Origin of the sequence: Serratia sp. JSRIV006 (assembly GCF_019968685.1) — a bacterium.
GTDB classification, from domain to species: domain Bacteria; phylum Pseudomonadota; class Gammaproteobacteria; order Enterobacterales; family Enterobacteriaceae; genus Chania; species Chania fonticola_B.
Genome location: NZ_CP074137.1, coordinates 5,321,846 through 5,336,011, shown reverse-complemented (window position 1 = coordinate 5,336,011; position 14,166 = coordinate 5,321,846). Strand labels below are relative to the sequence as shown.

At 55.8% G+C, this 14,166-nt stretch carries 12 protein-coding genes; 5 read left to right on the top strand and 7 right to left on the bottom strand.

The window, feature by feature from the left end; translation table 11 throughout:
- The first annotated feature begins 151 nt into the window (after positions 1 to 151).
- A complete protein-coding gene (locus tag KGP16_RS24730) occupies positions 152 to 1,435 on the top strand; it encodes a cytosine deaminase (RefSeq protein ID WP_223500495.1) in 1,284 nt (427 codons plus the stop codon).
- Between the two features lie 55 nt (positions 1,436 to 1,490).
- On the opposite strand, the gene tsgA is transcribed toward KGP16_RS24730, so the two are convergent.
- The 6 genes from tsgA to KGP16_RS24700 all read right to left on the bottom strand — a co-directional run bounded on the left by tsgA (position 1,491) and on the right by KGP16_RS24700 (position 7,297).
- The gene (gene tsgA / locus KGP16_RS24725) at positions 1,491 to 2,675 is read right to left on the bottom strand and encodes an MFS transporter TsgA (protein ID WP_021181688.1); all 1,185 of its coding nucleotides are present in this window, start codon (positions 2,673 to 2,675) and stop codon (positions 1,491 to 1,493) included.
- 233 nt (positions 2,676 to 2,908) lie between these two features.
- A complete protein-coding gene (locus tag KGP16_RS24720; protein ID WP_071681335.1) occupies positions 2,909 to 3,889 on the bottom strand; it encodes a LacI family DNA-binding transcriptional regulator in 981 nt (326 codons plus the stop codon).
- Between the two features lie 89 nt (positions 3,890 to 3,978).
- Positions 3,979 to 5,289 carry a 6-phospho-beta-glucosidase gene (locus tag KGP16_RS24715; protein WP_115159413.1) on the bottom strand — a complete coding sequence of 437 codons (1,311 nt, stop codon included), beginning with the start codon at positions 5,287 to 5,289 and terminating at the stop codon, positions 3,979 to 3,981.
- Positions 5,286 to 5,624, bottom strand: coding sequence for a PTS lactose/cellobiose transporter subunit IIA (locus tag KGP16_RS24710; protein ID WP_037411230.1), 339 nt, complete (start codon positions 5,622 to 5,624; stop codon positions 5,286 to 5,288). Before KGP16_RS24710 ends, KGP16_RS24715 begins: the two co-directional genes overlap by 4 nt.
- 25 nt (positions 5,625 to 5,649) lie before the next feature.
- Positions 5,650 to 6,975, bottom strand: a complete 1,326-nt coding sequence (locus KGP16_RS24705; protein ID WP_094981654.1) for a PTS sugar transporter subunit IIC — start codon at positions 6,973 to 6,975, stop codon at positions 5,650 to 5,652.
- A gap of 16 nt (positions 6,976 to 6,991) precedes the next feature.
- Positions 6,992 to 7,297, bottom strand: coding sequence for a PTS sugar transporter subunit IIB (locus KGP16_RS24700; RefSeq protein WP_037376515.1), 306 nt, complete (start codon positions 7,295 to 7,297; stop codon positions 6,992 to 6,994).
- A 311-nt stretch (positions 7,298 to 7,608) separates the two neighbouring features.
- Between KGP16_RS24700 and ppiA the strand changes: the two genes are divergently transcribed.
- The 3 genes from ppiA (at position 7,609) to btsR (ending at position 10,756) form a co-directional block, all read left to right on the top strand.
- Positions 7,609 to 8,178 carry a peptidylprolyl isomerase A gene (ppiA, locus tag KGP16_RS24695; RefSeq protein ID WP_021181682.1) on the top strand — a complete coding sequence of 190 codons (570 nt, stop codon included), beginning with the start codon at positions 7,609 to 7,611 and terminating at the stop codon, positions 8,176 to 8,178.
- Between the two features lie 167 nt (positions 8,179 to 8,345).
- The gene (locus KGP16_RS24690) at positions 8,346 to 10,031 is read left to right on the top strand and encodes a sensor histidine kinase (protein WP_021807483.1); all 1,686 of its coding nucleotides are present in this window, start codon (positions 8,346 to 8,348) and stop codon (positions 10,029 to 10,031) included.
- Complete coding sequence (gene btsR, locus KGP16_RS24685) at positions 10,031 to 10,756, top strand: two-component system response regulator BtsR (protein ID WP_021181680.1); 726 nt, start codon at positions 10,031 to 10,033, stop codon at positions 10,754 to 10,756. Before KGP16_RS24690 ends, btsR begins: the two co-directional genes overlap by 1 nt.
- A 498-nt stretch (positions 10,757 to 11,254) precedes the next feature.
- Here btsR and KGP16_RS24680 read toward each other — a convergent pair whose 3' ends face one another.
- Positions 11,255 to 12,430 (bottom strand): IS4 family transposase, encoded by a 1,176-nt coding sequence (locus KGP16_RS24680; RefSeq protein WP_059199164.1) that lies wholly within the window; start codon positions 12,428 to 12,430, stop codon positions 11,255 to 11,257.
- A 205-nt stretch (positions 12,431 to 12,635) separates the two neighbouring features.
- Between KGP16_RS24680 and KGP16_RS24675 the strand changes: the two genes are divergently transcribed.
- Positions 12,636 to 14,162, top strand: coding sequence for a helicase HerA-like C-terminal domain-containing protein (locus tag KGP16_RS24675; protein WP_223500494.1), 1,527 nt, complete (start codon positions 12,636 to 12,638; stop codon positions 14,160 to 14,162).
- Positions 14,163 to 14,166 lie beyond the last annotated feature (4 nt).

Sequence of the window (14,166 nt, the reverse complement as noted above, 5' to 3'; positions counted from 1 at the left end):
GGTTTTTACTCAACTTTAGCTGAATCGAGCCAGTTAATGGAAAAAATACTCCTTGGGGAGTAGCGAAAGGGGAGAGGCACCAAGCGGCGATTTTGTCAGCTCGTCATTGCCCAGTATGATGAAAGAAATGGTGAGCCGAGCAGAGGAAAAAATGGCGAACAATCCGGTCAAGTTTATCGATAACCTGCGCCTGAGCGGGCATGAAGGGCTATGGCAACTGGCTATTGAGCAGGGGCGGATCGCGCATATCATTCCACAGCCTGAGGGGCTGGAGTGGCGCAGCGACGTGTTGGATGCCGAAGGCGGGCTGGCGCTGCCGCCGTTTATCGAGCCGCATATCCACCTGGATACCACGCAAACCGCCGGGCAGCCCGCATGGAACCAGTCCGGCACGCTGTTTGAAGGTATTGAGCGCTGGGCGGAGCGCAAAGCACTGCTCACCCATGAGGACGTGAAACAGCGCGCCTGGCAGACGCTGAAATGGCAAATCGCCAACGGCGTGCAGCATGTGCGCACCCATGTCGACGTCTCCGATCCTACGCTGACCGCGCTGCGCGCCATGCTGGAGGTCAAGCAGGAGGTCGCTCCTTGGATCACGCTGCAGATCGTGGCCTTCCCTCAGGAAGGGAGCATGTCATATCCCAATGGGGAAGCCCTGCTGGAGGAGGCGTTACGGCTCGGGGCGGATGTGGTCGGTGCTATCCCGCATTTTGAATTCACCCGCGAATACGGCGTAGAGTCGCTGCACAAGGCCTTTGCTCTGGCACAGAAATACGATCGGCTGGTGGACGTGCACTGCGACGAGATTGACGACGAGCAGTCCCGTTTTGTGGAGACCGTGGCCGCGCTGGCATTGAAGCTGGAGATGGGCGCCAAGGTCACCGCCAGCCACACCACCGCGATGCATTCCTACAATGGGGCCTATACCTCAAGGCTGTTCCGGCTGCTGAAAATGTCCGGTATCAACTTCGTGGCCAACCCGTTGGTGAATATTCACCTGCAAGGGCGTTTCGATACCTATCCTAAACGGCGTGGCATCACACGGGTGAAGGAGATGCTGGAGGCGGGCATCAACGTCTGCTTTGGTCATGACGACGTGTTTGACCCCTGGTATCCGCTGGGCACCGCCAATATGTTGCAGGTGCTGCATATGGGGCTCCACGTCTGCCAACTGATGGGTTATGGCCAGATCGATGACGGTTTGAATCTGATCACCACCCACAGCGCACGAACTTTGAACCTGACGGATTACGGTTTGCGTGCAGGCAATAGTGCCGATTTGGTGATCTTACCCGCAGACAGCGGTTTTGACGCAGTACGCCGCCAGACGCCGGTACGCTATTCGATCCGTGCGGGTGCGGTCATCGCGGCCACCCAGCCTGCGCAAACCACGCTGTATCTGGAGCAGGAAGAGCAGGTCGACTTCAGGCGTTAGACATAAAAAAAGGGTTCTGCGTTGGCAGAACCCTCATGGGGAAAACGAACAACAGTTAGTGCGTGGTATGCCCATGGTTGCGGTGCTTGGTCACAAAGCCGAGCAGCAGACACATCACAAACACGGCCAGATACAGGCCGTTGGCCGTAGTCAGTGCGGCATGGACCCCGCTGCTGGCAACGATCGGGCCGGTGACCACGAAGGTCAGCATGGTACCGATGGTGCCGCAGGTCAGGATAAAGTTGACCAGTTTCGGTGAGGAAACCTTGGTTTGCTGCGAACCGAGCGTGATCAGCGTGGTGTAGATCGCGCTGGAGACGAAGCCCAGAGCCATGATGTAGTAGCTCAGGTACTCAGGATTATCGGTGCTGATAAACAGGTACATGGCACCCGTTGCCAGAGCGGCCAGCACGGTGACGATGCGTTGCAGGTCAAAGAAGCGCAGCACGAAGCTGAACACCCACATACCGATCATGTAAGAAGTCCAGAAGTTGCTGACTACCTTGCCCGCCTGATCGATATTCATGCCGAAGGTTTTGGTGGCGTATTCCGGCACCCATTGGATAAAGCCCAACTGGCCAAGGATGTAGCACAGCGCGGCGATAGCCAGGAACAGCACGCCGATGCCCCATTTCTCTTTCACCACCGGCTCGCTGCTTTTCTCCCCTTTGTCACCCAGAACCGGGAACTCGGAACACAGCGTCAGCACGAAGATGGCCAGGTACAGCACTCCAATGCAGGCGTAAACCCAGTACCAGCCAATGCTGCGCGCCAGCAGCATTGCGGCGATGATTGGGAAGATCATCCCGGCCATGCTGAAGAAGGAGTCGGTAAACAGCAAGCGTGAACCACGTTGGCGGCCCGCATACATATGGGTGATCAGGAAGGTGCCGATCGACATGGTGATACCGCTGACCACACCGAGCACAAACATGCACAGCGAGAACAGGGTCAGGCTTTTGCCCACCATCAGCCCGGCGATGGCCAGCAGCATCAGGATAAAGCCAAAGATCAGCTGACGTTTCAGCGGAATGATTTCCATCAGCCAGGCATTGAGGAAGATTGAAATCAAAATACCCGCGTTAAGGAAGGTAAAGGTATTGCTCATGCTGGAAACCGGCAGATTGAAATACTCTGCGATGTTTCCCATCACCATCCCTGTGACGATCACTAATGCACCGGTCAGCGCATAAGAGAAGAAGCTGATCCAGGTTAGCCGGATGCGGTTGCTGTCATTCATGTATATAGGCCTGATTATCTTTGTTGTGGTTTATACCCGTGGGCTGTCAGGACGTAACCTGAGATCCCTGGGGTTTAAAGCTGGCATAAGGCCGCAGGTTTTTCCTGCTAAAAACTGGAAAAGATCCCGATCAGGCCACCAGGAGGCGGATCCTAGCATAGACAACGGGAGTTTATGTGACGAGCATCGATTTTTTGATGCAAGAGATGAAAGGTTTTTAGATTTTTATGTGATCAGCTACCGGGTGTGGCGATCGAATCGCGCTGGATGATGGTCGGCTCAAAGCTCACCGGTGCGGTCAGTGGATCTATCAGCAGACGAGCGGCATATTGCGCCATTTCGGTAATAGGGAAATGCACGCTGGTGAGCGCCGGGCGGACAAAAGGCGCTCGTTCGCCACTGTCATAACAGATCAATGAGATATCCTGCGGTACACGCAGATGCCGTTCATTAATCGCCAGCAAGGCACCAATCGCCATTTCTTCGTTGCAGCAGTAGATCGCCGTAGGCAGCGCTTTGCTGCGCAGCAACTGGTCAGCGCACTGGTAGCCGCTTTCCAGGTCATAGACCCCTTCCGGGCAGCCTAGCGGTTGCAGGTTGGCGGCCTGCATCGCATTGAGGAACCCTTGTAACCGCTGTTGGCTGGAGGCTCGTTGGGCTGGGCCACTGATACAGGCAATGCGCCGATGGCCGGCATCGATGAGCTGCTGGGTAGCAAGCTGGCTGGCATAAACGTGATCGAAGGTAACACAGCGATCTTCCAGGCCAGGGACCAGGCGATCCAGCAGCACAAAGGAGCGCTGTTCGGCCGCCAACTGACGCAGCCGATCGTCGCTGAGGCAGCGCACGTGGAGGATCACTCCGTCGCAACGCAGGCTGAACAGGCGTTGGATCGCCAGCAGTTCATTTTCCGCACTGTTGCGGCCTTGGGTTACCAGCAGTTGTTTACCGTTGGACTCGGCTTCGGTTTGGACGAAATCCATCAGGGCACCAAAGAAGCCCCCTCGGTATGAGGTGGTGACCAGGCCCAAGGTATTGCTTTGGCTGGATGCCAACGCCCTGGCCGCGGGGTTGGGGGTATAGCCCAGTTCGGCCACCGCCCGTTTGACCTTCTCGCGGGTGAGCGCTTTGACCTTGTTGTCGCCGTTGACCACGCGTGACACAGTCGCGCGGGATACGCCCGCTATCGCTGCGACATCTTCCAGTGTCACCATTTTACTGCTCCTGATTACGGGCTTATCCCCCCACTTGATCAGATTACAGGAGATAAGTGGGTCCGGCGAGCCGAACCCAATGTTGATGGTTATGCGTTAAACTGCGGCAAATAGGCTTTATTTACCTCCAGCACTTCTTCCAGCAGCGGCTGGGCAATTTGGGCGTTGGCGACCAGAGGATTGGTGACCAGTGCCAGCAGCCCACTGCGGCGATCGCCATGCACGGCGGCCTCTATCGTCAGGCGTTCATAGGCTTTAACCTGCTGGGTCAGCGCATGCATCGAATCCGGCAGTTGGCCAAACGTCAGCGGATGGGCACCCTGAGCATCGACGATACAGTTGGTTTCTATCACAGCATCGTCTGGCAAACCGCGAATAGCGCCACGGTTTGCGGTATTGACCACTAATTGCGTGCCGAGATTATTGTGAATGGCACGGATCAGCTCTAACGCCACTTCGGAATAGAAGGAACCACCACGGAAACTGAGCTGCTCGGGCTTGCTGTCGAGATGTGGGTCTGCATACAGCTCGAACAATTCCTTCTCTACTTTCATCACCTGTTCGGCACGGGTACCGCGTTCGGCTGCGGCGGAAATCTCCTCTGCCAGCATCTCTTTGGTCTGGTAGAAATAGCGGTGATAAGGGCAGGGGATCGCCCCTACGGCGCGCAGGAACTCTGGTGGCCAAGGCTCTTCCTTGATGTTGTTCATGGTCAGCGCGGCACCGTCACACAGCATGTCGAGTACCTTGTCGGTCACGTCCTTGCCGTTTTGCAGCACCTGGTGGACCCACACCATGTGGTTCAACCCCGCGAATTGCAGCTGTACCTCGGCGTAAGGGGCCTTCAGCATATTGGCGATCATGTGATGCATGCTGATCGGCACGTTACACAGGCCGATAATTTTCGCCTTGGTATAACGCGAAACGGCTTCGGTCACGATACCGGCCGGGTTGGTAAAGTTGATGATCCAGGCATCGGGTGCCAGCTGTTCTACCTTGCGGGCGATATTCAGCATCACCGGAATGGTGCGCAGCGCCTTGGCAAAGCCGCCAACGCCGGTAGTTTCCTGGCCGATCAGTTGGTATTTCAGGCCCAGGCGCTCGTCGGCTGCCCTGGCAGGCAACTGACCCACGCGGAACTGGGTGAGAACGAAACTGGCACCGCGAATGGCCTCGTCCAGATCGAAATGCACGCTGACCTTCACCTGCTCCAGGCCGTTACGGGCCAGCATACGCTGGGTTAATGCGGCAATGATCTCGACCTTCTCCCGGCCAGGCTCAACGTCCACCAACGCCAGTTCGGTCACCGGCAACTCTTCAATTCGCAGGATCAGGCCTTCCACCAGCTCCGGCGTGTAGCTGCTACCGCCGCCAATAATGGCGATTTTTAATGCGCTCATGAGCGGGCCTCCAATTGTACCTGACGGCGATAAAGTTCGATCATGTCGTCGGCCAGATCCTGAATGACCATGGCGTTCATCAAGTGATCCTGTGCGTGTACGGTGATCAGGGTGATGGCCAGTTTGCCGCAGCCTTCGTCCATGCCGATCAACTGGGTCTGAATGCGATGCGCCTGTTTCACCGCCTGCTTGGATTCGGCCATATGTTCGGCGGAACCGGTGAAATCACCGGCACGGGCCTGTTGCAAAGCCATCAGCGCGCTGCTGCGGGCGCTACCGGCAAATACCAGCAGCTCCATAATGGTGCTTTCAAAATCCTGGCTGACTTCAGCCATCAGTTCAGTCACGTTATCTCTCCTGTTACTGTGCGGTGGCGGCGTTGCTGGCTTCGCGTTCAGCCTCGGCCTGCTCGTGTTCCTGCGCCAGTAGTTGTTTTTCATACACCTTGAAGAACGGCAGCCAGATCGCCAGGTCAATCACCATCAGCACCAGCACCAATACGGCGGCACGGATATCCCAGGAGGCGGAGATCATCGCTCCCAGCGGTGCCGGGGCGGTCCAGGGGGCCATCGCCACCATTTTCTCCACCATGTCCCAGTGCAGGGCGAAATAAGCCAGAGTGGCGTTAACCATCGGCACCACAATCAACGGGATAAACAGCGTTGGGTTCATCACCACCGGCGAACCGAATAGCAGCGGTTCATTGATATTGAAAGCCGCCGGGACCACGCTCAGCTTGCCGATGGTGCGTAGATGAATGGAACGGCTGCGCAGATAAAGGAAGGCCAACACCAGCGTGGAGCCTGAGCCGCCGATACAGACATAGAATGACCAGAATGGCGCGGTTAGCGTTTGGGTCATGGCTGCACCGTTGGCGACCAGCGCGGCGTTAGTGGCCAGGTTAGCCATAAAGATCGGGTTCAGCAGGCCGGTCACGATGTTGTCGCCGTGAATACCGGCAAACCACAGCAGGTTGGCAATCAGCACCGCCAAAAGGATGGCTGGCAGCGTATCGCCGACGGAAATCAGCGGCTGGAACACCTGCATAATCGCAGCGGGCAGCAGCAGTTGGAATTCGCTCTGCATCAGGAGGCTGATGGGGTAGACCGTCAACAGAATGCCGACCACTGGGTACAGCAGTTCAAACGAGCGGGCAATGGCAGGGGGAACCTGCTCTGGCATGCGAATGGTGATGTTGTACTTTTTCAGCAGGCGGATCAGTTCGACCGACCAAATGGCGCAGATCAGAGCGGTGAATACCCCCTGGCCACCCAGAAAATCGAGGGACATCTTGTTGTCGACCTGTGGCGCGGAGGCCAGCAGGAATGCCATCAGCGACAGCAGCGCAGCGGTCAGCGCATCCATTTTGTAGTGCTTTGCCAGACTGTAGGCGGTACCAATAGAGACAAATACGCTCATCAACCCCATGGTCATAAAGAACGGCATGGTGATGGTGTCCCAGTGCTTCTTGGCGAACCCTAACCAGGCTTGCCCAAAGCTGGAGGTGGTGGTCGCGTCAAACGGCGGGTTGGCGACGATCAGCATGATACTGCCGACGATCAAAAATGGCATAGCGCTGATAAAACCGTCACGAATGGCAATAATATGGCGCTGGCTACCGATCCGGCCAGCCAGTGGCGCGATATGGCTTTCGACCACGCGCATTAGGGAAGCGTATAGGCTCATGGGGTTCTCCGCGGCGTCAGGCGATCAGGCTGAGGGCTTGGTCTAATACCTTGTCACCGCGCAGGGTGCCGTAATCCATCATGTCGATGACGGCAACCGGCAGGCCATGCGGCCCGGCAAGCTGGCTGAAGCGGGCCAGTTCGTACTTTACCTGTGGCCCCAACAGCACCACGCTGGCAGTTGGCAACTCAGCTTCGAAATCCGCAGCCGGTACCGCTACAATCTCCACGGCCAGTTCGCGCTTTTGCGCTTCGGTTTGCATACGTTTGACCAGCATGCTGGTGGACATCCCCGCGGCACAGCACAGCACTATCTTCTTCATCATTGCTCTCCAGTATTATTATGGTTATCAGCGCAAATGAGAGCGCTCTCATTTATTTAGCCTAGCTGGATTGCAGAACCAAACCGGGATTTGTGTCGCAAAAACCGATGAAGGGCGAAAATCGGCAAATAATGCGTGATCGGCTTGGCAAAAATCAGTACGGGGATCATACTGTCGGCAGGAAAAAACCGGGCGCACTCAGAAACGTCCGGCAATTGAGTAAATATAGGTAAATGGCTGGCGCTGCCGGGCGCAGCTCTTTAGAATCAAAGCGCTTTCCGTTGTTTGTATCTCAAAGAAAGGACCCGTTCATGTTCAAACGTACTTTAGTGACCTTCGTTGCGCTGTGTTCACTGACAGCCATGGCACCCGCCGCATTAGCCGCCGGTGAAACCCACGTCATGCTGACCACCTCGGCAGGGAATATCGAATTGGCGCTCGACAGTCAGAAGGCACCGGTCTCAACCAAGAACTTCATTGACTACGTGAACAGCGGTTACTACAACAACACCGTTTTCCACCGCGTGATCCCGGGTTTCATGGTTCAGGGTGGCGGTTTTACTGCGGATATGCAGCAGAAAACCACCAATGCACCGATCAAAAACGAAGCTGATAACGGCCTGCGTAACCTGCGTGGCACCATTTCCATGGCGCGTACCGCCGATAAAGACAGCGCCACCAGCCAGTTCTTCCTGAACGTGGCAGACAATGCGTTCCTCGATCATGGCCAGCGTGATTTTGGCTACGCGGTATTTGGCAAAATCGTTAAAGGTATGGACGTAGTAGATAAAATCTCCCAGGTACCCACTGGCAACGTCGGTCCTTACCAGAATGTCCCGAGTAAACCTATCGTGATCCTGTCGGCCAAAGTGCTGCCATAAATCACCCAAGCCGGTCTCTAGCTGGGGGCCGGCCTGCTTTTCCCTCCTGAATGTTTGCCTGCATCACTGTTTTTTTCGATCCCACGTGATTTAATTGCCCGCCTAAAACCAGACCGGATACCCGGCACTTTTTTGATCGCCCCCGTTGTTCAGGATGAGCCGTTTTTATGTACGAATTTAACCAGGTGTTACTGCTGTTACAGCAGATGTGCGTGTATCTCGTCATTGCCTATCTGCTGAGCAAGACGCCGCTGTTTATTCCGTTGATGCAGGTGACCATTCGCCTGCCGCACAAGTTGCTGTGCTACGTCATTTTCTCGGTGTTCTGCATTATGGGCACCTATTTTGGCCTGCATATTCAAGACTCCATCGCCAATACCCGCGCTATCGGCGCCGTGTTGGGCGGGCTGCTGGGTGGGCCCTCCGTCGGTTTCCTGGTTGGCCTAACGGGCGGCTTGCATCGTTATACACTGGGGGGCATGACAGACGTCGCCTGTGCGATCTCCACGGTGGCCGAAGGTCTGGTTGGCGGTATTGTGCACAGCATTGCCATGCGGCGCGGGCGTATCGATCTGCTGTTCAACCCGCTGTTTGTCGCCGGGATTGCGTTGGTGGCCGAAGTGCTGCAAATGGCGATTATCCTGATCGTCGCGCGTCCGTTCCCCGAAGCGGTGCTGCTGGTGGAACACATCGTCCTGCCAATGCTGATCGCCAATACCATCGGTGCCGCCATGTTCATGCAGATCCTGCTTGATCGGCGGGCGATGTTTGAGAAATACACCAGCGCCTTCTCCTCCAAGGCGTTGAAGATAGCCGAACGTACCGAGGGTATTCTGCGCCAGGGGTTTGACCAGGAAAACAGCATGAAGGTGGCGCGGGTGGTCTATCAGGAGCTGGGCATCGGCGCCGTGGCGATCACCGATCGTGACAAGCTGCTGGCCTTTATCGGCATTGGTGACGACCACCATCTGCCGGGCACGCCGATCTCCTCGGTCCACTCCCATCGCGCCATCGATAACAACGAGGTGGTGTATGCCGACGGCAATGAGCTGTCTTACTGTTGCTCCATCAACGGCAATTGCAAACTAGGTTCGACACTGGTGATCCCGCTGCGTGGTGAAAACCAGCGAGTGATTGGCACCATCAAACTGTATGAACCCAAGACCAAGCTGTTTAGCACCATTAATCGCACGCTGGGGGAAGGGATTGCCAGCCTGCTGTCGGCGCAAATCATGGCCGGGCAATATGAGCGCCATAAACAGCTGCTGGCCCAGTCGGAAATCAAACTGCTGCATGCGCAGGTGAACCCGCATTTCCTGTTCAACGCCCTGAATACGCTGGTGGCGGTGATCCGCCGCGATGGTGACCGGGCCTGCGAACTGGTGCAGTATCTGTCGACCTTTTTCCGTAAAAACCTCAAGCGCTCCGACGATGAGGTGAGCCTGGCGGACGAGATCGAACATGTGAACGCCTATCTGCAGATCGAAAAGGCCCGTTTTGCCGATCGGCTGGAGATCACCGTTTCGCTGCCGGAAGAGTTGCTGGCAGTGCGTTTACCTGCGTTCTCGCTGCAGCCGATTGTGGAAAATGCCATCAAGCACGGTACTTCCCATCTGTTGGGGATTGGCCGTGTCGATATTGGTGCTCGTCTGGAGGGCGATCACTTGCTGTTGCAGGTGACGGATAACGCCGGGCTGTTCCGTCAGCAGACTGGTGGCAGCGGGTTGGGGATGAACCTGGTCGATCGGCGTATCCGCGTGCGCTATGGTGAAGATTATGGCGTGCAGGTCACCTGCGAACCTGAAGCCTATACTTGCATCACCCTTAACGTTCCCTTGGCGAGGGCTGCTTGATGTTGAACGTACTGATTGTCGATGACGAGCCCTTTGCCCGCGATAACCTGCGCCACCTGCTGGAAGAGGAAGAGGGTATTACCATTATTGGTGAATGTGCCAATGCCATTGAGGCCATCAGCCAAATCCACCGCTTGCAACCGGACGTGGTGTTCCTGGACATCCAGATGCCGCGTATCAGCGGATTGGAAATGGTTGGCATGCTCGATCCGAACCGTATGCCCTACATCGTGTTTCTGACGGCCTATGACGAATACGCGGTGCAGGCCTTTGAGCAGCATGCGTTTGATTACCTGCTGAAACCGGCGGAGCCGAATCGGCTGAATAAAACCCTGCAGCGCCTGCATCAGCGCCGTGCTCCGCAGAATATTGCGGCGTTGGATGAAAGCGCGGGCTACCTGAAATACATTCCCTGCACCGGCCACAGCCGGATTTACCTGCTGCGTTTCGACGAGGTGATCGCTATCCGCTCACGCTCGACCGGAGTGTATGTGGTGCGCAATGACGGCATGGAGTGTTTTACCGAACTGACGCTACGCACGCTGGAAAGCCGCACGCCATTGGTGCGCTGCCACCGGCAATATCTGGTGAACCTTGAGCAGGTCAAAGAGATCCGTTTTGAAGAAAGTGGCACGGCGGAAATGATTATGTCGGTGGGGGAGCCGGTACCGGTCAGCCGCCGCTATCTCAAATCGCTGAAAGAAGAGCTGGGGTTACGCGGATAACGTTAAGCGACTCGGTTTGGCATCAGAGACTCTAATGTGCCACAGATTGACTCCTACGATAGATATCGGTTCCGCATCAGCTCCCTCTTACTAAAGGAAGGGCTGGTTGCACGTCCCGCGATACGGTTTGGCATGAGGGACCCTAATGTGCCACAGATTGACTCCTACGATTGATATCGGCTCCGCATCAGCTCCCTCTCCCTAAAGGAAGGACTGGTTGCACGTCCCGCTATACGGTTTGGCATGAGGGACCCTAACGTGCCACAGATTAACTCCTACGATTGATATCGGCTCTGCATCAGCTCCCTCTCACAAAAGGAAGGACTGGGTGCACGTCCCGCGATACGGTTTGGCATGAGGGACCCTAATGTGCCGCAGATTGACTCCTACGATTGATATCGGCTTGAAGAGTTTGTTGAGGTGACCTCTTTCACTTGCAAAAGAGCAGGGGCTAATAGCTCCCTCTCCCTGTGGGCTGAGTGATCCCCAGTAATATGGTCAGCATCCCATGACCATATTACTGTACTCATTCCCTAACTTTTTCAGCATATTAACTATATTCATCCGTCTCACTATTCCCGCTCTGTCTCTCAGGACCTCACCAGCAAGCCTCAGATACGACAGGATCCGTCTCCCTTTCTCACTATTTGCCTGATAATGCCTATGAAGTTGTTTCTTTTCCGCCATATACCCCGTCAGCCACATCACCAGGCTGGCCATCGCTGCCACTACACTCAGAACCGCCAGGCGACCCCAGCCCTGGCTGCGGCTTAGTCTCAGCCCATATCCGAAGCGCGGACTTTTTTCGTCGCGGAAGTTCTGCTCTATCTGCATCCGACGACTGTACAGGGTCATTATCTGATGAGGCTCCAGGCCTTCAACATTACTGAACAGCAACCACGGTTCCTGAGCGCTACTTCGATGCTCTTTCTCCGTTTTTGACCGTCTGCCTTTTCCGTGACGTCCCGCCGATGGGCGCTTTTGCAGATAAAAGCTACCGTAACAAGGCATCCTCGGCTTACGAGCAAGTACACCGTAACCGACTTTTATGGGAGTGCTCTCCGCCTGCAAGTCACTGATTTTCATCCAGCGGGTGCTTCCTTCCAACTGGAAGCAGACGAGCCCTCTGACCCTGCCCGTAAAACACCAGCCCAGTTGGCTTATGTGCCTGAACCAGTCAGTTCTGAAGCCCGCATCCGTGATTATTGTGACGGGTTTTCCGTCGGGAATGGCCGCGTGGAGACGGTCAAGGAAGGCGCACTGAACCTGGCTGTTTTGTGCCAGCCAGGCGGGCACCACTTCGCTCATCAGAGGGAGGGAACGGCCATTACAGACTAGGCTTGCTCGCAGCAGATGCCAGTTTTTGTCATGCCATCCGCTCCAGTCGACAGCAATAACGCAGAACGGCATCAGTGAGGTGATAGACCGCGTAAGCATCTGTTGAATAAGGGGAAGTTCGTGATGAATAGCGGTATTACCGAGGGCCCGATCGACACGTTTAATTTTATTTTTGACGTGAGCTCTGCCTGGAAGCGAACGGCCGAGACTGGTTAGCGTCAAGTCAGCGCCGTTGCAAAGTGCAATGGCCATAGAGATAAGTACATTGATCCGAAAGGAATGAATACCACGTAAAGACGCGGAGAAAAATTTCTGGCAAACTGTTTGTAAAGGCACGATGAGGTCTCTTCTGTTTTGTTAGCGCAACCAGTAGATCACACTTCATCGTGCCTTTCATTTTTTTGTGGGGATTCCTCAGCCCTGTGGGAGAGGGTTGGGGTGAGGGGCCCTTTTGTTTGTCCTTGACGGGTTTACGTCTCGCTTATAGCCTTGATGATATCAACGGGCGCATTCGCGCCGTACAGGGTTATAGGAACAGAAAATGAGCGAAGCACGGATTATTGCCAAAGCGATGAAAGACGGGAAACCGGCGCAGGAACTGGTCATTTTGCCTGCCCTGGCTAACCGCCACGGGTTGATCACCGGGGCGACCGGTACGGGCAAAACGGTCACCCTGCAAAAGATGGCGGAGCAATTCTCGCGCATTGGCATTCCGGTATTCCTGGCGGACGTTAAAGGCGATCTGTCGGGCATTGCGGCCGAAGGTATTCCCTCCGAGAAGTTGCAGGCGCGGTTGGCGGCAATTGGCGTTACCGGCTGGCAACCCCAAGCCTGTTCAATGATCCCTTGGGATATTTTTGGTGAAAAGGGCCATCCTATCCGCGCCACTATTTCCGATCTTGGCCCGCTGCTGCTAGGCCGCCTGTTGGATCTGAATGAGGTGCAGAGCGGCGTGTTGCAGTTGGTGTTCAAGATCGCCGATGACAACGCCTTACTGTTGCTGGATATGAAAGACCTGCGTGCGATGGTGCAGTACGTCGGGGATAACGCCAAACAGTTCCAAACCCAGTACGGCAACATCTCTTCGGCCTCGGTCGGGGCGATCCAGCGTGGTTTGCTGACGCTGGAACAGCAGGGTGCCAATCAGTTCTTTGGCGAGCCGATGTTGGATATCAACGATCTGATGAGAACCGATGCCAACGGGCACGGCATTATCAACCTGCTGGCGGCGGATAAGCTGATTAACCAGCCGAAGCTGTATGCGGTGTTTTTGCTGTGGCTACTGGCGGAGCTGTTTGAGCATTTGCCGGAAGTGGGCGATCCGGAACAGCCAAAGCTGGTGTTTTTCTTCGACGAAGCCCACCTACTGTTTAACGATGCGCCACCGGCATTGCTGACCAAAATTGAACAGGTGGTGCGCCTGATCCGTTCCAAAGGCGTGGGCATCTACTTTGTCACCCAGAATCCGTTGGATATCCCGGACAGTGTCCTGGGCCAGCTGGGTAACCGTGTCCAGCACGCGCTGCGGGCCTTTACACCACGCGATCAGAAAGCGGTGAAGGCGGCGGCACAAACCATGCGCGCCAATCCAGACTTTGATGCGGAAATGGCAATCACTGAGCTAGGCGTGGGCGAGGCACTAGTCTCCTTCCTGGATGAAAAAGGGCGGCCGAACGTGGTGGAGCGTGCGATGGTGATCGCTCCGGAATCGAAAATGGGCATGCTGGGGGCCGAAGGGATGAACAGCGCCATCAATAAATCCCCGCTCTACGGACGCTATGAGGATATGGTGGATCGTGAATCTGCCTATGAAAAACTGGCCGCAGGTGGTTTTGCCACTGTGGGTACGCCACAGCCTGGGCAACCGGCTCAGAAACCGGCCGCAGGGCAGGAAAGCGGCGGTGGCTTGATGGGCGGCTTGAACGAGATCCTGTTTGGTTCCACTGGTCCACGCGGCGGTAAACACGACGGCATCGTACAGACCGCCGCCAAGAGCATGGCGCGCGATCTGGGCCGCCAGATCCTGCGCGGCGTTTTAGGCTCGATCATGGGTGGCCGTAAGAAGTAGACCT